The organism is Psychrobacter sp. H27 (genome assembly GCF_059072655.1).
The window spans coordinates 3,091,606-3,112,918 of the sequence record NZ_JCACRX010000001.1 but is presented as its reverse complement, the minus strand read 5'-3'; the positions used below and the strand labels follow the sequence as shown (position 1 = coordinate 3,112,918).

At 43.3% G+C, this 21,313-nt stretch carries 12 protein-coding genes; 8 read left to right on the top strand and 4 right to left on the bottom strand.

What is annotated here, in order from left to right; translation table 11 throughout:
• Positions 1 to 519: 519 nt before the first annotated feature.
• The 5 genes from AC5JPY_RS12805 (at position 520) to AC5JPY_RS12785 (ending at position 11,856) form a co-directional block, all read left to right on the top strand.
• Positions 520 to 2,574 carry a hypothetical protein gene (locus AC5JPY_RS12805; RefSeq protein ID WP_493852680.1) on the top strand — a complete coding sequence of 685 codons (2,055 nt, stop codon included), beginning with the start codon at positions 520 to 522 and terminating at the stop codon, positions 2,572 to 2,574.
• 249 nt (positions 2,575 to 2,823) lie between these two features.
• Positions 2,824 to 3,291, top strand: a complete 468-nt coding sequence (locus AC5JPY_RS12800) for a hypothetical protein (protein WP_420230407.1) — start codon at positions 2,824 to 2,826, stop codon at positions 3,289 to 3,291.
• A 41-nt stretch (positions 3,292 to 3,332) separates the two neighbouring features.
• A complete protein-coding gene (locus AC5JPY_RS12795) occupies positions 3,333 to 5,441 on the top strand; it encodes a beta strand repeat-containing protein (RefSeq protein WP_493852679.1) in 2,109 nt (702 codons plus the stop codon).
• 139 nt (positions 5,442 to 5,580) lie between these two features.
• Complete coding sequence (locus tag AC5JPY_RS12790) at positions 5,581 to 10,911, top strand: SdrD B-like domain-containing protein (RefSeq protein WP_493852678.1); 5,331 nt, start codon at positions 5,581 to 5,583, stop codon at positions 10,909 to 10,911.
• 147 nt (positions 10,912 to 11,058) lie between these two features.
• Positions 11,059 to 11,856, top strand: coding sequence for a hypothetical protein (locus AC5JPY_RS12785; protein ID WP_493852677.1), 798 nt, complete (start codon positions 11,059 to 11,061; stop codon positions 11,854 to 11,856).
• Positions 11,857 to 12,009: 153 nt separating this feature from the next.
• Here AC5JPY_RS12785 and AC5JPY_RS12780 read toward each other — a convergent pair whose 3' ends face one another.
• The 4 genes from AC5JPY_RS12780 to glpK form a co-directional block, all read right to left on the bottom strand.
• Positions 12,010 to 12,702, bottom strand: a complete 693-nt coding sequence (locus AC5JPY_RS12780) for a TetR/AcrR family transcriptional regulator (RefSeq protein WP_319050221.1) — start codon at positions 12,700 to 12,702, stop codon at positions 12,010 to 12,012.
• Between the two features lie 237 nt (positions 12,703 to 12,939).
• A complete protein-coding gene (locus AC5JPY_RS12775) occupies positions 12,940 to 13,962 on the bottom strand; it encodes an endonuclease/exonuclease/phosphatase family protein (protein WP_493852676.1) in 1,023 nt (340 codons plus the stop codon).
• Positions 13,963 to 14,270: 308 nt separating this feature from the next.
• Positions 14,271 to 14,741: a hypothetical protein gene (locus AC5JPY_RS12770; protein ID WP_319050431.1), complete on the bottom strand. Its 471-nt coding sequence runs from the start codon at positions 14,739 to 14,741 to the stop codon at positions 14,271 to 14,273.
• 368 nt (positions 14,742 to 15,109) lie between these two features.
• Positions 15,110 to 16,744, bottom strand: coding sequence for a glycerol kinase GlpK (gene glpK, locus AC5JPY_RS12765; protein ID WP_493852675.1), 1,635 nt, complete (start codon positions 16,742 to 16,744; stop codon positions 15,110 to 15,112).
• 572 nt (positions 16,745 to 17,316) lie between these two features.
• On the opposite strand from glpK, the gene AC5JPY_RS12760 reads away from it, so the two are divergent.
• The 3 genes from AC5JPY_RS12760 to AC5JPY_RS12750 all read left to right on the top strand — a co-directional run bounded on the left by AC5JPY_RS12760 (position 17,317) and on the right by AC5JPY_RS12750 (position 21,311).
• The gene (locus AC5JPY_RS12760; protein WP_493852674.1) at positions 17,317 to 18,975 is read left to right on the top strand and encodes a TolC family protein; all 1,659 of its coding nucleotides are present in this window, start codon (positions 17,317 to 17,319) and stop codon (positions 18,973 to 18,975) included.
• Positions 18,976 to 19,182: 207 nt separating this feature from the next.
• On the top strand, positions 19,183 to 20,049 hold the full coding sequence (locus tag AC5JPY_RS12755; protein WP_493852673.1) for a YihY/virulence factor BrkB family protein: 867 nt from the start codon (positions 19,183 to 19,185) through the stop codon (positions 20,047 to 20,049).
• A gap of 62 nt (positions 20,050 to 20,111) precedes the next feature.
• On the top strand, positions 20,112 to 21,311 hold the full coding sequence (locus AC5JPY_RS12750; RefSeq protein WP_493852672.1) for an HlyD family secretion protein: 1,200 nt from the start codon (positions 20,112 to 20,114) through the stop codon (positions 21,309 to 21,311).
• Positions 21,312 to 21,313 lie beyond the last annotated feature (2 nt).

Below are 21,313 nucleotides of genomic sequence, written 5' to 3'. Positions count from 1 at the left end.
GGTGAGTGATGGGATATCGACTTACTGATGGCTTCCTTGCTATCTTCAATCATTCCATTGTTTTGTGCGGTGGTATAGAACATGATGGTAAAAAACACTGCTACGGTGAGCTGACTTGTACATCAAATAGATGCCATGACAAAACAGCTCATACTGTTATCCCTGTATATCCTGTCATAGATGATTTTGACAGTCCATTATAGGCGTTTGCGAGGAAATTGTTTATGGCTGTAAAGAAATGGAGAAATAACAAGTATTTTTTAAATAAATAACGATTAGTTTTTTTAAAAATGATTACTGATGACTCACTGAGAGAGATATAATTTTGTTGAATGTGCAAAAACAAGTATAGCCTTTGCAGTAGGGGTTCAGCTCTCTAAATATATTATCTGGAAAAGCTTTCTGCTATTCATACCCTATAAATAGACTTTCGTCTCATTTTTGTATATTAATTGTCACTTAAATATTATTCTTATAACAAAATTATATCTACATTCCATCCTTGCTCTCGGAGCTATTATGAATTCGTCTGTTGAACTATCAGCTCTTAAGTCGAGAGTAACGCGTTGGATAGCTTTGCCATCTTTGTTGATACTATTGCCCAACTATCTGGCTTTGGCGGCAATTACGACTTGCCCTGCTAACTTTGTGTCTGATGAGTTTGCAAGCACTGATTACAGTAACTTAGGATCGACAGCATCGCCACCTATCCTTGGTGTAAACCAACTTTTAAACGGTCTCAGAAGTGAAAGTTACACTATTGCTTCTAACAGTTTAGTGACTACTGGCAGTTTAGATGCTGGCGGCTCAAATTTTTATAGACCTAAGACGCTAACAGGCAACCTTCAATCGTTTGAATTTTTTCAGGATTTTACTAATAAGGGATCGTCTCGTGCGGTCTCATACACTTTTAAAAACAGTTTCACCAACGAATCTCAAGCCTTTACCAATGTCAGCTTAAGTATTTATGATATAGATGTGAACTATTTAGGTACAGGGACAGGAAACGGAGGAACAACAGCAGGTACTAGGTATTTCGAGTTTTCCGACCAAGTAACAATCACTGGTTTTACTAGTGCGGGTGCTAGTGTGACGCCAACTTTGACATATAGAGGCACCGGAATAACGACTACTGCACCCTATCGTCAAACAACTACTACTGGTAGCGTTTTATGTAGTACAGATTCTGTAGATGAGAGATGTAAAGTATCCGTTGCTTTTAATCAACCTATCGTTAGAGTAGATGTGTCTTATGGCAATAACCCTAACCTAGAATACTACGATAATACTACTGGCACTGTAGGTAACCCTGGTGATCAGCTGATCAACATTGTATTTGATGGTTACTGCTACCTACCACAGCCGCGCCTAACATATACTAAAGTTCTCTCTTCTTCTCGTAAAACAAATACCGATCAATTTACTGTTCAAATCAAGGACAATGCAGATAACTCAGTTGTTACCAACGGCATCAGCTCGGTCACTACATCGGGTTCAGGCAATACAGTTACTACGGGCACAGGCACTACAGGAACCTTTAAGGTGAACCCTGCCAAGACCTATACACTGACAGAAGCCGTCTCAGGAACGACCAACCTAGTAGATTATACTGCGTTATATGCATGTAGAAGATCGGATGGTACAACCGTTACCACTTTAGATCCAAAAAATCTCAAGCTTACGTACGGAGATAATTGGGCATGTACAATCACAAATGACAGATCCAATTATGTCTTTTCAGGTATTGTATTTAACGATAACGGTCAAATTACATCTCCAGCCAAAGATGATGTCTCTACTAAATATCTAAATAATAGTCTTTATTTTAATGGTAGATATGACTCACCAACTGAATCTGGAATCCCCTTTACCACTGGTCACACCATTACTTTGAATAAATGTGCTGGTGATAGTGGGACGTTTTCGCCTCAAACAGTGAATATCAATAGTGACGGTACCTACAACTTCAATTTGACATCTGCACAAGTTGGCAGTTACACAAGACTCTGTGTCACTCAGAATGAACCTAGCAATTATGCATATTCTGTAGACACGACAAGCGATGTGCGACAAATAAACATTATTAATAGTCAGTACAACTATCCTAGCAATGACTTTGGTGATGTCATCCAAGAAAATGCTGCATTAGTATTAATCAAAAGTCAGTATGTTCATGACTGTAGTCTAAATAACCTTGCTACAATTGGTGTCAATTATGAAGGTAGTGCTAACAGCGCGTATAGTATAAAACCAATATCTGGCATTGTGCCAGGACAATGTATCGCTTATAGAATTGAAGCCATCAACCGGGGCAACGTTTCTCTGACAGATATTGTTATCAAGGATACGCTACAGAGTAAAAATGACTCTAATAATTCGCTGATTACCTCTACCTTAGTTAATCCAACACCTATTGGTGAAAATAGCGGCACTCCATCATTTGCAACAAACTCGGTATCTATTGGTAACAACGGTACAGTGACTACCAATACTTTTTCTTTAGGTGCTACTACAGCCACTCGCCGTCAGGCCATTCGTTTTAATACTAAATATGGTACTACCATTAGTAACTAAACACCTGTGTATCAAATTACTGAATACTCAATCAAGCCCTATCTTCCTAGATAGGGCTTTTACCGTTTGGTCATCTCGAAATACCATTTGTCGTCTTTATAATGAAAGTTTGTATTGGTTACGTGACAATAGCTTAAAGGGAGATGTGTGCTTTTTACAGACGAGCCTGATATCTAGTTATAGACAGCCTCACTGGAGCCCAAAGCATCAATATCCCAATGATAGCAACGGTATAAGAAAGGATTTTATATGAAACGTTTCAAGATTCTACGCAATGTTCTATTAGCAACGGTTGCTTCTACTTGCATGTTAGGCCTCGCGCATGCTGAAGATGCTCTAAAGATGGAACTGACTGCCAATCAAGTCATCAAAAATGCTGACGGTAAGACAGTCTATACGGCAGTACGTACCGCACCAGCAGGTACTGTCATCCAATACAAGGCAACTTATACCAATACCATTAATAAAGATATTAATGATCTAATGGTGACTCTACCTATTCCTGCCAACATGACCTTTACTGGTGATGCGATGCCTGCAAGCGCACAAGCTAGCACTGATGGCAAGAACTATGCTGATATGCCGCTAATGCGCAAAGTCGATGGCAAAATGGTTAAAGTGCCCTACTCTGAATACCGTACGCTACGCTGGAACATCAAATTACTACCCGCAAAAAAGGCAGCAGCTGTTGCCCTCAATACTGTCGTTAACAAATAACCCTTCATCCTTACTGATTTAATCTTTCGGAGATTTACTGCATGAAACCAAATTCTTTTAAATATTCAGTATTAGCCGTAGGTGTTGTGGCTGCAATGGGTATCTCTACTGCCGCTAATGCAGCTACTCCTAATACTACTGGTGGTATTAGTGCAGGAGCAGCACCGATTACCAACGTCGCAACCGCAAACTATAGCGTTGCTGGCATTGCTCAGCCAAACGTTACTTCTAACACAGTGACTGTGAGCGTTAGCGAAACAGCTAACTTTGCACTCGTATCGACTGTTGATGATGGTAGCATTGGTGACGATATTGCTATCAATCAGACTGCTACGCCAGGTGGTACGACTACCTTTACTCATGCCTTAACCAATACGGGTAACGTGACGGATACTTATACCGTTAATACCACAGGTAATGACTCAGCACTAGTAACAGCTACGCCAGACTATGCTTTAGGTACTGCGCCTGTCACGTTTACGATTGTACAAGCAGATGGCACTGCTTTAACTCCTACTCAAGTCACCGCTTTGAATGGTCAGGCACAGACAGGTACCCTAGCCAACGGTGGTACTATTAGACTACAACCAGGTACCAGAGCTAACTTAAGCTACGAAGCAGCTACACCAGCCGCTCGTAACGGTAATGACAAAGGTGTAGGCACATTAACAGCAACCAGTAGTTTCTTTACTGCTAATCTTCCAGCAAATGCGACATTGGTGAACGAAAACCAAACTATCGTGAGACTGCCTACCTTCAAAATAGAAAAAACAGCGACCAGTACTGTCGATTTGACAGTCGCTAACCCACAGATCGCTTATAGTATCGTAGTCACTAACGTGGATACTGACTATAGTACTGCTGCGACTGATATTGTCATCCGAGATGTCCTTCCTGCAGGTTTGAGTTTGCCTAATGGCACAGCCTCAGACGTGACCGTAACTGGTGCTGGCACTGCTACGATTTCTACTGTTGGTACTCGACAAGCTATTAATGTTGCTGTAGCGAACTTAGCCGTTGGCGCAAGTCGCACAATTACTTTCACGGTTAATGTCGATAGAGATCAGTATACAGCTGCTAATAGTTCAGTAACTAACAATGCAGAAGTCTACGATAAGTTCGTCGGTGCGGTTAGTCCGTTAATTGCTGCTCCTGTACTTGGTACTGACTATGACATTTTGGATAGTACAAATAACAATTTAGATATGACTAGAGTACCTGCTGCTGCGGATCAAGCTAACGGCGCTGGTATAGATACTGCTGGTGTGACTAACTTTACCAGACGAGCGGTTATAGTGAGCAATCCAACAACTAGAGAAGTTCCCCCTGCCTCAGGTACTGCTAGTCAAGCGACTCATTCAACTCTCATTACTAACAGTGGTCAAGATGCTGAAGGTACTAATACTAACCCATTGACTTTCACTATTGCTGATGGTGGCAATAATGGGGCTGTTAGACCTGTTACTGGTCCTGTTAGTGTTACTTATACGCCGCCTGGTAATGGTGCCCCGGTTACTATGACGTTGCAACCTACCGTTGCTGGTGGTAATACGTACACCCTTAATAGCGCTACACTACCAGCCGCTCAATTTCCAAATGGTATTGCACCTGGTGGCACACTAGCGATCAACTATAATGTATCGTCGGGCAATGTAACCACTCCTGCAACTGTTGCTGATGCTGCAGCTGTTGGTAGCACTGAAACTTCTGTCGTAACGCTAACGCCTGCCGGTATTAATCCACCTGCTGTTACTTCAGTGACTGATACGACTAACGTTAGAGGCTTAACGTTGGTGAAGTCTCAATCACTAGATGCTGCTTGTGAAGCTACCGTTGCTACAAGTACCTTTGTTCAGACTACGCTCAATGCGGCACCTGATCAATGTGTTATCTATCGTATTCAGGCAACTAACACTTCTTCAACAGCATTAGGTTTTAATCTTAACGCATTAACTATCTCGGATTTGTTGTCTAACTTCTCAGCTGGTGCGGATTTAGTAGCTGGTTCACCTGCTACTTCGGCGACTGCTTCATCTACTGCAGGCACGCCTAGTGCGACTAGTACTGCAGTTCTTGGTACTAACTTTACTATAGTTCCTCAGGGCGTTGGCACCTTGACTTTCAAAATCAAAATCAAAAACGATCGTTAATTTATATTTAATATTTCAAAGTCTATAAGCGTCACAAGACGTTTATAGACTAACGCTCCAGTTTGACCTGATCGTTTTTGGTTAGCCAAGCTGGAGGGTTACTACCCTACCCTTCTATGTTTTATTGGATAAGCGACATATGACTACATACTCAACGTCTAATCGTATTACGTTGCATACAGCGAAGATCTCTGCGCTGACAGCTGCAATGTTGCTTATGCAATCAAATGTGGCGCTTGCTGCGCCTAGCACGCTCGTACAGACTATCAACAACATTGCTAATGCGACTTATGATGTCGATTCTATTGAACAAAGCGGCATTTCAAACCAAGTTCAAGTCAAAACCTCTGCCCTACCTGAATATGGTATTAATTTAACTCAGCAACCTCTGCGTACTGTCGCACCCAACACATTAGTGAATTGGGTCAATGTTCTTAGTAATACTGGCTATAGTAGTCAGACTGTTGAGCTGACGCTTGATGTATCGCCAACTCTATCTAATTTGAAAGTTTATCAAGACCTGAATAACAATGGTATCGTCGACAGTGGCGATAGACAACTTATTCTTGATAACATGAGTGCTCAAATTAAGCTTGGTCAGAGTGAAAACATTCAGCTTATTGTACAAGCGCTATCAGATGTTGATGGTCAGGATGGGGATGCTGCTGATATTAAGATTGGTGCAGTTGTGTTAGCAGATTCGTCAGTAGCCAGCGTGAGTGCGACCGATAGCCTGGTCATTATCGAATCTGGTATCAAATTCACCACTCCTAAATTTGATGAAAGTAAAACTGTTTCACAAATTAATGATGATGTTTATGTCAGTGCCAGCTATGCGCAATGTAACGTACAAACTGATAAGCCTGATCAAGTATGGGTAACCATCAAGTCGCCGATAACTGGAGATAGCTATTCACTTAAAGCTATAGAAACTGGTAATAACACGGGTAAATATCAGCTATCAGCGGCCACTCAAAATAACGCCAACGCTATTAATGATAAGCTCATCCAGACGTTGAACAGTGACACATTGACTGTCAGCTTAGACGCCTGTATCGCCCCTTCGGTTGGCATTGGTGCTGATGAATTGCCGAACGCGTCTGACTTCACCGTGCGTATCAGTGATCTGAGCTCACAAATTAATATCGTCGATGACAACCCAGCTTTAGTTGTCACAAAGGAAAGTGACGTAAAAAGTGCTGAGCTCGGTGATTACGTCAGCTACACCATCAATATCACGAACAACGGTAGTGCTACTGCTTACGATGTGCAGCTAAAAGACGCATTACCACGCGGTTTTGATTATGTCGATAGCAGTGTGCGTGTGAGCCCAGCGACTGATATCGATATCAATCAGACACAAACTACTGAGTTTAAGTCTGACGGTAAATACCAGGTATTGAACTTAGGCAATATGGCAAATGGCGAAAGTAAAAAAATTACTTATCGTGTGCTTGTTGGTGCTGCATCACTAGGTGGTGATGGTATCAACCGCGCAATCGCAGTTGCTAACAACGAGCAAGGCCAAAGCTTAGTATCAAGAGAAGCACAGTGGAAAATCGACGTAGAACGTGGCGTCATGAACACTGACGGCATCATCATCGGTAAGGTCTATCACGACATCAACCGCGATGGTATTCAGCAAAAAGAAGACGGTGAGCTTGGTGTTGCTGGTGTACGTATCTACATGGAGAACGGTAACTTCATCGTTACTGATCCTGAAGGTAAATACAACTTTTATGGCATCAGTGCCAAAACGCACGTACTGAAAGTAGACCGCACGACGATCCCTAGAGAAACAGAACTGGTCACCCAAAGCAACCGTAATACTGGTGATGCTGGCAGCCGTTTTGTCGACTTAAAATACGGCGAGTTACATCGTGCAGATTTTGCAATAGTCGCTGGTATGGCGGATAGCACTGAGCGTCTGAACGCTGAGCTAATCGCTCGTAGCAAATCAGTGAGCGCTAAAAACGATACGCTAGAGCAAGCGGTAAAAACAGCGCTAACACTAGAGCCAGACTACGATACCGACACGACTGATAATATCGATGCAAGTGGCTGTAATATCAATGGTGACTTAGACCTTGGTAACAACTGTGATTCTGCTATTGTCAACGATATGGTTGGGCAAGCGACCAATCGTGTCGATATGGCCGTGACAACGATTGCCCCTCCAGTAGAAAAAGAGCTCGAAGAATACTTAAAAGAAGTGGCTAACAACAATGTCGCCTTTATTAATCTAGGTGAAGGTCAACAGCTTAGCACTTACAAGCAGATGGTACAGGTGCAAGCCCCTCTTGGCTCAATATTTACTTTATACGCCAATGGCAAAGCGGTATCAGAGCAAAATATCGGTAAAACTGCTAAGCAAGAAAAGCAAAATGTGACGGCTTTTGACTATTATGCGGTTGACCTACAACGTGGAAGTAATACCCTGCGCGGTGTGGCCACTGATATCAACGGCAAAATCATCTCTGAGCAGACGATTAAAGTATTGACACCTGATAGCTTACAATCTATCGATTATCGCACTCAGACTCAGCTAGTAGCTGCAGACGGCATTAGCGAATACCAGATAGTCGTTAGTCTAAAAGATCGTGACAATCGCCCCTATATTGGTACTACTTCTCTTACACTTGATACTAATATCGGTCGTATCAATTTGGAAGACAGCAGCAAAGATCAAGCTGGTACCCAAGTGACTGTATCAGGTGGTGAGTTATTAATACCAGTCATCGCGTCGAGCGTACCCGGTAAGGGCGAGCTCGTCATTGACACGGGTAGTAGTAAACAAGTCATCCCATTACAGTTCACTGCTCAATTGCGTCCACTGATTGCCGTTGGTATCGTCGAAGGTGCTATCTCGCTCAAAGATTTTGATGGTGGCAGCATCACTGATGCTCAAGGTGCATTTGAACAAGAGCTCAATGATTTTGCCGGTAACGACGATTACACAGCTTCTGGTCGTGCGGCGATGTTCCTCAAAGGCAAGGTACGCGGCGATTATTTGCTGACGCTTGCTTATGATAGTGATAAAAAAGGTGAGCGACTCTTTCGTGATATCGAGCCTGGCGAATACTATCCTGTATATGGCGATTCATCAGCTAAAGGCTTTGATGCGCAGTCCACAAGCAAGCTCTATGTGCGCTTGGACAAAGGTCGCTCATTCGCTATGTATGGTGACCTAAAGACACAGATTGATAACGATGAAGGTATCAAGCTGGGTCAATACAACCGTACCCTAACTGGTCTAAAAGCTCAGTTTGAGGACAGCAATACTCGTGTCACGGCATTTTTGGCAGAGACCAGTACCAGCCAGCGTGTTAATGAGACGCGTGGCCTAGGCATTTCAGGTCCATATCCATTGGCTGAGAACTTCGATGCGGTATTAGAAAACTCTGAAACGATTGAAGTGATCACTCGTGATGCCAATAATCCTGGTCTTATCATCAGCCGTGAAACGCTGACACGTTTTGCTGATTATGAGATTGATCCGATTAGCCGCAGCTTATTTTTGAAATCACCGATTGCCAGTCAAGACATCGAAGGCAATCCTGTCTATATCCGTGTTACGGTAGAAGTAGATGAAGGTGGTGAGGACTATCTAGTTGGTGGTATCGCTGCTAAGCAACAGCTAACCAACAAAGTCTCTATTGGTGGTAGCTATATCAATAGTGACGATCCACTAAACAAAGAAGAGCTTGCAAGTCTCAACAGCGTTATCAAATTTAACGACAAGTTAAAGCTAGTCGCTGAATACGCCATGAATAAAGCTGAGAATCCAAATTTTCAAGCCAGCAATCAAATCAACACCACAGAACTCGACGATAGTGATGTTGAGGGTAATGCGCTGCGTCTTGAGATTGACTTTGATAATAAGAAAAACACCCGTGCCAAAGCGTACTACAATGATGCTGACGAAGGTTTTGTCACTGGTGCGTCACCGCTTACGGCGGGTCGTACCGAGTCTGGTGTAGAAGTCGTTCACACGATAAACAACAAAAAAACAGCATTAAAGCTAGAAGGTGTACGTACCGAAGACCATACTACCGAGGCGAGCGTCGAAGGTATCCAGGCTAGCATAGAGCAGCGTTTGAGTGAGAATGTGGTCGGTGAGATTGGCGTACGCTACTATAAGCAAGATGCCACTGCTGCTTCACGCAATACCCAAGCGGCGACAGACGTTTTGGATATTACAGACGATACGCTATTTAATGATGACATCATCAATCAATCAGCTTTAAGTAGCGTTAGTAATGCTGATGAAGACATCGAAGGTACAACCGTTCGTGCTCGTATTACCTCTCGCCTGCCTAAATTGAATAATAGCTTGGTATTTGCAGAGTATGAGCAAGATATCGACAATAGCTCACGTAATGCCACTTCTATTGGCGGCGAGACCCCTCTTGGTAGCTTGGGACGACTGTACGCGCGTCACGATTTGATCAACAGCTTATCGGGTACTTATGGTCTTGATGATACTGATGAGCGTCAACGTACTGTTTTTGGTTTCGATGCCACTTATATGAAAGACGGTAAAGTGTATAGCGAATACCGTATGAGTGACGCTATTAGTGCACGCGAGGCCGAAGCCGCTATCGGTCTAAAAAACAAATGGTATGTCCAAGAAGGTCTAACTCTAAATACCTTGTTTGAGCGTGTTGAGTCCCTTGAAGGTGAAGAAGACAACACGGCAACCGCAGCAGGTATTGGTGTTGAGTATCTTGCCAAAGAAAACTACAAAGCATCGGGGCGTTTTGAAAAACGCTGGGGCGAAACAAGTGATACATTACTAGGTAGTGCTGGTATTGCCTATCGCTATACTGATGAGATCACCCTACTTGCCAAAGATATCTACTCACGCACTGATTACACTGATGGCGACCGTACTATTAATCGCTTTCAGCTAGGCGCAGCTTATCGTGATTATGATAGCAACCAGTTAGATATGCTGGCAAAGCTTGAGTATCGCTTGGATGATAACAACACTGGTGATGACACTTATCGAAAAGACACGACCATCTGGTCATGGAATGGTAACTACCATCCGACGCGTCCGCTAACCTTATCTGGACGTTATGCTGGTAAATACACAGAGTACAAAGCAGACGCATTGACCAGTGACAATACGGCGCATGCTGTCTATGGTCGTGGGCTCTATGACCTCAGTGAGCGCTGGGATATTGGCTTACAAGCAGGCACTTACTGGAACGATCAAGCAAACGACTTGGCTTATATGCTTGGTGCAGAGGTTGGCTATAGTCCAATGACCAACCTGTGGTTATCACTTGGCTACAACTTTATGGGCTTTGAAGACGAAGACATCGCCTATGATGACAGTACTCAAGAAGGGGCTTATTTCAGACTGCGCTTCAAATTCGATGAAGATCTATTCAAACGTGAAGATCCACGAAAAAACCAGCGTTTGATGAGCAGCTCTACTACTATAAGCGATAATACGTTGTAAATTGACAACGCGATCTAATGGCATTGCTTCAGTACCGTCTTATGATAATGCCACTATAACTGCATTACGACCTACCAAGCTATGAGTAGCACTAGCCCTGATAATGGTAAATAACACCCCTTATTACCTTCATACAAGGTTTGCATTATGTTTAAAGCTGTCATGAAAACCATACCTGATAAGCAAACGATATCTACTGCCTTATCGGCAATACTGCTACTGACTGTAGCCCCACCTGCTTTAGCTAACAGTGACATCGTTAATACTTCAGCTCAAATCACTAATACGACCAATATTACTGACTGTCGTGATGACTTGCAGAGCCATGTGCAGAAACAAGCGCATTCTTATAAGTATCAAAGCCAACAACAGCGTGTATTGAACTGTATGGTAGCGCAATTAGAGCCGTATCAACAAAAAGACAAGACAGCTCATGAGCAGTATCTCGCTTATAAAGCACAAGCATGGCTTACTTATGCTATCAACAAAGACAGTATGAATAGCCGCTCATCTACAGGCTCAGTTGCAGTAGAAATGGCAGAGACTATTTTGCAAGCACTAAAAAATAATAGTGCACAAGACATGAGTATATATCAGGATATTCCTACTACCTCTGCGCTAATGCGACCTGACCTATGGGCAACGCTGAGTGCGCTCAAAGATAGTAATGGTATAGCGTCAGCACCTCGTGAAATGGCATTTGGTGAAGTGGCTCTAATATGGGCCGCCACCAACCAATGCGAACGAGGCTGGCGAGAGTCCGGTATACATTTTCGTATGGCAGATCGATGGCTTGAGCAAGCACGTGAAGCTTATGTCAACGCTCATGACTCACAGACCACTGTAGCGTTAGAAGCATCAATAGGCAGCTACTATCAGCAATATTCCCCTTTAGATGCTGTCGATGATGTCTGCCGCGGACAAGACTTAACGCCCAATAGTTGAGAAATAGCTTGTTATTAACAAATACCATTGATCATTGCTACGGTTATATGACATCTTGATAAGCGATAGCCATGTGTGTTTAAGAAATTGTAGTAAACACAAGACGTAAAAAAGCCGACAGAGATGTCGGCTTTTTGTGTTTAGTATGAAGAATTAAACGCTTTTGCGTCGTAGCTTCTCTGGCAGATAGCAGCGTAGATACGCGATAAATGCTGTATTTGCTTCTTGAATATAGTCCTCAGTAATGCTCTGATGACGACGATAAGACAAGGTAAAAATAGCGTTGACGATACTATAAGCAATCAACAGGGTATTTTGGATATCATCAAAGTTTGGCATTTCATAACGCTCTGACAAGCGCTTATATACCAAGTCAACGATTTGATGGTCCATATCTTCACCAAAGCTGTCGCCTTCAAAGTCAGGCGTATTGGTATCGTAAATTAGCTTGGCTTTGGTCTCATCACTATGAAAAATCATTACACACTGATCAATAAGAGCAGTCAGATATCCTTGCCATCTATCATAATTACCGATATCAACTGTTTCTACCATCTCCAATATTTCGATGGCATTCAAAAAACGCAATGCTAGAAATATTGCTTCAATATTAGGAAAGAAGTGATAAGCAGAGGCTCTTGGTATGCCCGCTTCTTCGCATACGGCAGCCAAGGTAATATCATTAATTGCTTGTGTTTCACTCAATTTCTTGGCACCAGCCAAAAGTTTTTGGCGGCGTACACGGCCTTGTTGGCTGGTAAATTTAAACTTGTTCGGTACAAGTTTTTTTGCCAATTCTGAGTCTACCAACACATCTTCAATTTTGTCGTCTTTGTTATCACTCATTATAAATCTCTTTATGTTACGCCCTATTGTATAGATATAATCTTCATTAGACAGTATTCATCCAAAACTAACGGATTACTGGCTATTGGCTAAAATATAGCGCTAATATTATCGTTACCACACTCGATGAGGAGGCATCATAAACGCTTGTACACTATCAAGCAAGGGACATGAATGGGTTAGAAGTTCATGTATCGATTAATACTCTACTAGAGTTAACTGTTTAATTTTAAAAAGTTAATCATTAAGTTTGATTTTCGCTCTTATAATACCATGATCAGTGACTCTGTCTGCATAATCCCATCTAAGGTGATCATTGAAATAATCAACGCGTTCAACCTGACCAAGCGAAAACTTACTATCAGGTAAAAACTCCTCTGAGACAAACAGCTGATCGATTACTTCTGGCATGCCTTGGTGTATATGGGTGTAAGCGACATCTTTCATCCAGCCATAACGAGCCTGAATACGAGCGGCATCAAAAAGTGCGACGTCGCGCATACTTTTATCATAATTGACCTCACCAGTTTCGGTCATCAGCTGAGTGGTGACACTACCTGTCACATCATTCATGTCACCCAGCAATATCAATGGCTCACGCGTATGATGCAAACGCTCCATAATAGCCATTCGAATCGATGCAGCTTCTGCAGCACGCATGCACAAACTGCGCAGCTTGGCACGAATACGAATATTGGGATCATCCATATCTTCTAGTAGATTGCCGTTCTTATCACGTAAGAAAAAAGCACGTTTACTTTTTAAATGCGCAGTAATAATCGTTATTGGTTGACCATATGCATCGACACGCAATACGAGCGGTGGACGATTAAAACGCTCATAAGGTCCTATATCTGGAATATCAATCACAGCCTTTGGTGCAATACCTTCTAATAGACTGGTTTCTAACTGCTCAAATCGACTGATAATACCAACAGCTGGTGTGCCTTGTGCCCCCATACCTTGAGTATATGGACTGGCACTATCATTACTTGCTAATGGAATCACAGCATGCTCTGGTTTGAACCCTAACGAAACAGATAGCGCCTCTAGTGCCTCACTGTCCCATACTTCCTGCACGGCAATGATATCAGCATTCGCCTTAGATAATAAGTCTGTAAGACCATGCAGCTTATGCTCATAGGATTGCTTATCATAAGCCGGTGCATTGTCGTAATAAATCCGATCAGGGTTGGCGAAATTCAATAAGTTGGCTGTGGCAACATAAAACTGCTTATTATTATCAGCGTGATTACTCATATATTCCCTATTGTTTTCATCATTATAATACATAATATTCATTTATGTGTATAAACAGCAAATTTTATGCCTAAAAAAACCTCCAAGGTCAACCTTGGAAGTTTTAAAATAGCATAAATTTGATAGTTAAAGCCACTCGTAGAGCTAGTTATACAATTAGCCTATTTTTAGCAATGAATCAACAATATTTCGGATTATCCGTTTACTTGATAATTTTATGAATCAATGCTGCTTCAAAATATAACCTGACAAACCCTGACTAATTCAGTAGCTAAAAGGCAGCTATGTGGCTTTTTATGTTGCATGTGTTACGAAACGCGGTGCCATGCATCACGTGACGCTAGACGTGCCTCATCCCATGCCAGACGAGACTCACCTTTTACTTCGTGCCATGAACGCTCTAAATCTGCTTCGTGATCTTCAAAACGAGCATCTGCTGGATAACGAGCACGGTTTGCATATCCTACTGCATAGGCTGGATGCAGATCGCGATCGAAATCATGTCCTTCTTTATAGTAGTCAGCGTTTGCATATTCTGCACGCCAGTAAGCTTCTTCGTGTGTTGGATTTATCGCTTCACCTGCTGCATGACCTGCACCGCCACCAACAACTGCACCGATAGCACCACCGATCAATGTACCTAATGGACCTGCCATCGAACCGATTGCTGCGCCTGCTGCTGCACCGCCCACACCACCGATACCAGTACCCACTGGATGTGAACCTGGTTCACCTGTGATCATATCAGCGTTCAAATCGTCTTTTGTCTCATCAGACATATGTTTCACTTCGCTACGGTCGATGGCATCATGGTCACGGTTGTAGTCGTCTGTTACATTTGTATGTGTAGTACCATCTGCATTAATTTTTGTTTTATTTAGTTCGTCATGGTTATTCATAATAAATATATCCTTAATTAGTTATTGATTTCCGTTTGTTCTTATAGGTCTTGTCAAAATCATTGCTTGACTGCATTTGAAGTATAGGAACAATCACTACCCTACGATATACAGGTTATGTAAGCTATGTCGATATCTTTGTAGGCTTGCGTTACAGCCTGTATCTTTATCGCGTTTGTGTACGGTTGACCTATACTTTGAGTAATTGCAAAAACGCGTTGATACTTAACTTACCAAGTAAAATAGGCTTATAGCGGCATTAACGACCTCTCGATAGCACGTTGCCATTTATCAAGATGTTGTTCGCGAGCAGCAGTAGACATACTTGGCTCAAAGATACGATCTACCTGCCATGATGCTTTCATTGTTGACTCATCGTATAGCCCAGTTTTTAGACCTGCGAGTAACGCCGCGCCTTTTGCGGTAATTTCTGTGTCTCTTGGACGCAGTACAGGAACATCTAACAAATCCGCCTGAAACTGCATCAGCAAATCGTTGTTTGCTGCGCCGCCATCTACTCTCAGCTCGGTCAATGGATGGGGACTGTCTTTTTGCATAGCGATAAGTACATCGTATGTCTGATAGGCTACCGCCTCTAATGCTGCACGGGCAATGTGCGCTTTGGTTGTACCGCGGCTCATCCCTGTGATACTAGCACTGATATCAGAACGCCAATAAGGTGCCCCAAGCCCAGTAAACGCTGGTAGTAGCACCACATCTTCACTACTATCCACTTGACGCGCTAGGTCCTCAACATCACTACTTTGTTGAATCATACCTAAGTTGTCACGTAGCCATTGGACGATAGCGCCCGCCATAAAGACACTCCCTTCTAACGCATAAGTGACTTCCTTTTTGGGCGGTTGTAGCATACGCTTTCCTGACTGTACAATCTGATCAAACGATAAGTTATCTGGACGAGTTGGCGATGTTTTTCGTTGCCACGCGATAGTGGTCAGTAGCTTATGGTCGCTCAACTTTGGCTGCTGACCGATATTCATTAGCATAAAACACCCTGTACCATAGGTGTTCTTTGCCATACCTGCATCAAGACAACCTTGCCCAAAGAGCGCCGCTTGCTGATCGCCAAGCACGGCTTGAATGGGTATTTGTTTGGCAAACAAGCCTTTTTTGGTTTTACCAAAATCACCATCTGAGGGCAGCACTTTGGGTAAGATATTCATAGGAATGGCAAAGCGGTCACAAAGTGTCTCTGACCACGCCAGTTTATGGATGTCAAATAACAAAGTGCGAGAGGCGTTAGTCACATCGATAACGTGCTCTCCACCTGTTAGCTTGTATATCAGCCAACTGTCGATAGTACCGACAGCTATCTCACCTTTACTGGCTCGCACGCTAAGCTTTGGATTGTTTTCGAGCAACCACGCAATCTTGCTGGCACTAAAATAAGGGTCTAACCGCAGGCCTGTAATACGCTGTACCTCATGCGCCATATTATTTTGATGATTTTCAGACGTGTTCGTATGAGCGCTGTTTTTATAGCCGCTATCATCCATACTATTGGTAGCGCTTTCGGCAGCAAGCGTCTTACAGTAGTTTGCCGTCCGTCTGTCCTGCCAGATGATAGCAGGTGCCAATGGTTTACCCGTTTGTTTGTCCCACATCACGATAGATTCGCGCTGATTGGTAATGGCAATGCTGGTGACGTCCGTTGCAAGCAAACCTGACCGATTGATAACATCGTGAGCACAGCTGATCTGGGTTTGCCAAATCTGCTGTGCATCTTGCTCTACAAATCCAGCACTTGGCGTTTGGAGGGTCGTTGGTTGTTGTACCATTTTTATAGGGCGTGCATGATCGTCATAGAGGATCGCTCGACTCGATGTTGTTCCCTGATCCAGCGCCAAAATATATCCTGCCATTACGCACATCCTCTACTAAGGTTATTTATTTTATTTGACAAAAATTCGTAATAAGTGACTACTTACTGTTCATTGATTAACGTTCATCGCTTGCTGTTTTTTTATGAATGACTGATTAATTATTTTAATAGTAAAACTAAAAACAAAGTTTATTTGAAGACAAATAGAATCATCTCAAAATACCTCCTAAGCTATGTTGTTAGTTATAAAGAGATATTTAAATATAGAGTTGAGCTTCTATCATACCGCTACTGCCCATACAATAGAAAACCAAAAAATACTGAGCATTGACCCGTCACCATTGTGGCTCTACAGTGTATGCCTTAATTTAAATGATATTTCAAATGATAGACTGTCAGCGACGCTATGATAAGACCCTTTTTATTTAAAAGCCCTGACCTATTTGACAATAAATGTTTTGTATCGGCATCATTTACTCGATGACTGGTAGACGCGGTCACTCATAGATAGTCTATAATAATTTGATCAGTTAATATCTGAGCAATACGGTCTATCAATGATAACCGTTGTCTTATAATACCTTACCTCTCAATTAATGGTTTATGTGACTTATGAAATTCGCTTTATCAGCGCTACCGTCCGCTATGATGACTGTTACACTCATAAGTGTTGCGCCTGTGACTTACGCAAGTACTGATGCCGATCGTATCGAATCAACTGGTATGGCATCTGGCCCTGTAACACAAATCGTGGAGGCTAACGATCCGAGCAATCATAAGTCAACTGAAACACCTAATAACACATCGATAAATACTTATGATGGGCAACCTTCACTGGCTACCCTTGTCGATCCCATCTCACACAAAACGATTGATAATAGCTATCCGTTAGAGGTCTCCAGCTTTTTGAGCTTAGCGCAAGCACAAAAACTTTTAGTCCAAGTATCGCCCAAGATAGCGGCCAATCAAGCAGCCATTGCTGCCAGCGAATACCAAACTGATGCTCTAAGAACCATCGATAACCCGCTCGTATTTGCTCGCGTATCTGCCAGTGCTTACCATCTAGACCAAGATATAGATTTATCCACTCTTAAAAACGGCATCATAGATGGGGTGAATAATCGTGTCGATAGTGTCATTCCTCCTATTGCAAGCTTGCCAGACTTACCCAACTTTGGCGAATTGGTTGGTGAGCGGATTCCAGACTCGTATGACCTCAAACGCTCAGGCTCCACAACTGGAGCAGGTGTTGGTGTGGTCTGGCCTATTTATACTGCTGGACGTACAGATGCCTTGACTGGCGCCTCCGATGCACGCACCCAAGAAGCGCTAGCAGATAGTATTCTTGATAAAAACGAGCTGTATAATACGTTGATTGAGCGCTACTTCAAGGCGCAGCTAGCTATCATTGCCGCTTACTTACGTGAAGACGCTTACGATACACTGCAACAAACTGACCATATGGCAGAGCGTCTATTTGAAGAAGGCTTTATCTCACGGGTAGATAGGTTGGAAGCGCAATCTGCGCTTGCCGACGCCAAAAGCGAGTCTGTTAATGCCAATAACGATGCACGCTTGGCTATGATTGCACTCCAGCGGTTACTACGTACCAACTACCGTATTAAGCCGACGACGCCTTTGTTTGTGTCTAGTCGCCCGCTACCAGATGTCAGTTATTTTCAAGATCTGGCTCTGAGTCATCACCCAGGATTACAGAAAGTTGCCGCTAAACGTGCGCAGGCACAGCAGCTGCATGCGTTATCTGATACTGGTTATAAGCCGACCGTTTTGCTTTATGGTTATGGTCAGGTAGAGAAGGATCCAAGCTGGGTTGCTGGTATATCTGCCAGTTGGAAACTCTGGGGCGGACTTGATAAAACAGCCTCATTGGCATCAAGTAGCGCTCAAATCCGTCAAGCCGATCTCTCTGAAATTGAAGTCAGTGACAACCTACTCCTGCTCGTAGAAAAAAACTGGCATGATGTCAATAATGCCCAATCTCGCTATCAGGCACTTCAGAGTAATGTTGATTTGGCGGCAGAAGTGTTGCGACTGCGCCGCCTTGGCTTACAAGAAGGCGTAAATACCACCGTTGATGTGGTACAAGCACAGACTCAGTCGCTCAAAGCACGTACTGAGCAAGCACAAGCTGCCAATAGCTATGTACAGTCATTGGCCGCACTCATGCAAAGCTGTGGTACCCCGCTTGCTTTTAATGCTTATCTGAATGCCGCTGACATTCAACTGCCAACTTTGTATACTGAACAATAATGAACATGAAAACCATAAGTCGTATGGATGAGCGCTTGTACAGTCGATTTAGTTTTTTATTATAACGATGTCCTTGAGCGGTACGGTACGTCGACTGACTCAAGTGCGTGAGGTGCGATCATACCTTTGTAATGCACTGAATAAGGGGCCTGTCACAACGCTGACAACATCCATACTGTTACTCATTCTATTGTGAATAATTGTTTTATGAAAAAATCTACTTCTAAATCGATAAGTCATTGGCTACAGCCTTTACTCAAAACATGGCAGCTTGCAAACACCTCCAACGTTTGGGCACATTGTGCAAGCGTGGGGTTTTTTGGTTTTTTGTCAATATTTCCCGTAATGGCAGTGTTTGTACTCATTTATGGCCTCGTGTTTTCACCCGTCCAGATGCAAGAACAGATCTCACTTTTGAGTCCATTTATACCCGATACCGTGTATGAAGTCCTCAACTCACGCCTGAATGACCTAGTCTCTACTACCACGTCCAAGCTGACTTTTAGCCTTATTTTATCGTCACTGCTCGCCCTTTATGCTGGCTCTAAAGGAATTAAGTCTTTAATTATCCTTATCAACCTCGCCTTTCATATCACTCATGAGCGTGGGTTCATTCAAGGTACTATTCGAGCCGTTGGACTGACCTTTGGCGCAGTAGTTGTTTTGATTATAGCAGTCTCCTCTATTGCTATTATTCCTGTGGGAGCGGCTTTTTTCCCCTTTCCTCAGATAGCTGAAACGATTGCACTTTGGAGCAGATGGCCAATACTGGCTGGCATTATATTCCTAAGCTTTTTGGGGCTCTACCGCTTAGCACCTAATCGCGATGCTGTCGCGCTCAAAAAGCTAGTACCAGGCGCCGCACTAGCGACTATTATGTGGATTGTACTGTCTGTGCTGTTCTCTATCTATGTACAAAACTTCAATAACTATAGTGCTGAATTTGGGGCGCTTTCAGCTGCTGTAGTGATTATGCTATGGCTGTACTATTCGGCATTTATCGTCGCTTTTGGTGCGATCTTCAACTCTGAAGCGTTAGACAGTGCTAAGCCTTATGCTGTTCGAATGTATTAATCATAGCCCCTTTATTCTAGACCCTTTATTCTCAACTTTGCTGCTTTAGGAATCCCGCTGTCATGTCTGAATTGCCAAATGAATCAAACGACTCAAATCAATCTGATGATTCAACCGAGTTAGCGACCTCTCAGGACAGTCAATACTCAGCTAAACCAGCAGAAAACACGCCTGACGCTGAGCCGGTGCAGCCTACGCCACCGTACAATCGCGGTAATGCTAACGCTGATAAATCTGCTCGTGTAAAAAAAGCGCTACTTGCAGGGCTTGCATTGATTGTTCTTGCTGTGATTGCCTATGGTCTATATAAAAGCAATCAACAGAGCGAGCCTGAAATCATTACGCTTCAAGGGCAAATGCAAATGCAGCAAACCTCTATCGCTGCAAAAGTGCCTGGCCGCATTGCACAGATTATGGTGACAGAAGGTGATACCGTTACCGCGGGTCAACAGCTGGTCGAAATGGATTCGCCTGAAATTAATGCCAAGATCAACCAGGCGCGGGCTGGCAAGCAAATCGCACAGAGCCAGTTGGACAAAGCCGAAAATGGCGCACGCCCGCAAGAAATCGCTCAAGCAAAAGCGGCTTGGCAAGCCAATAAAGCAGCCTCTGATTTGGCGAAGAACACTTATCAGCGCGTTAATCGCCTCTACGAAGAAGGATTGATGGCGCGGCAAAAGCGCGATGAGGCGTATGCACAGTACCTTGCTACCGAAGATCAGACTGAAGCGGCACGTCTGCAATATGACTTGGCGTTAGAGGGCGCGCGTAGTGAAGATAAGTCAGCCGCTACCGCCCAAGTCGCACAGGTCGATGCCCAACTGGACGAGGCACTGGTCGCAAAAGAAGAAGCCAATCTAAAAAGCCCTATCGCAGGTATCGTTGACAACGTCATCGTCAGTGCTGGTGAAGTCATCGGTCAAGGCGTTCCTTTGCTCACCTTAGTAGATACCAATGACCAATGGGTGGTACTCAATGTCACTGAATCTTATCTGAATCAATTTGCTATCGGTCAAACATTCACAGGGACTATCCCAGCGTTATCATCAGCAGACAAACCTTATAGCAAACAGTTCACTGTGTATGCAACATCGACCCTATCTGATTTTGCAACTTGGCGACCGACCAACAATGACGACGGGTTTGATGTGCGTACCTTTGAGGTAAAGGCTCGACCATCAACGCCAGATACTCGTATTCGCTCGGGTATGAGCGTGGTTGTGCGTATCAATCCTACGCCTATTAACCAGAACCAAGAGTAAAC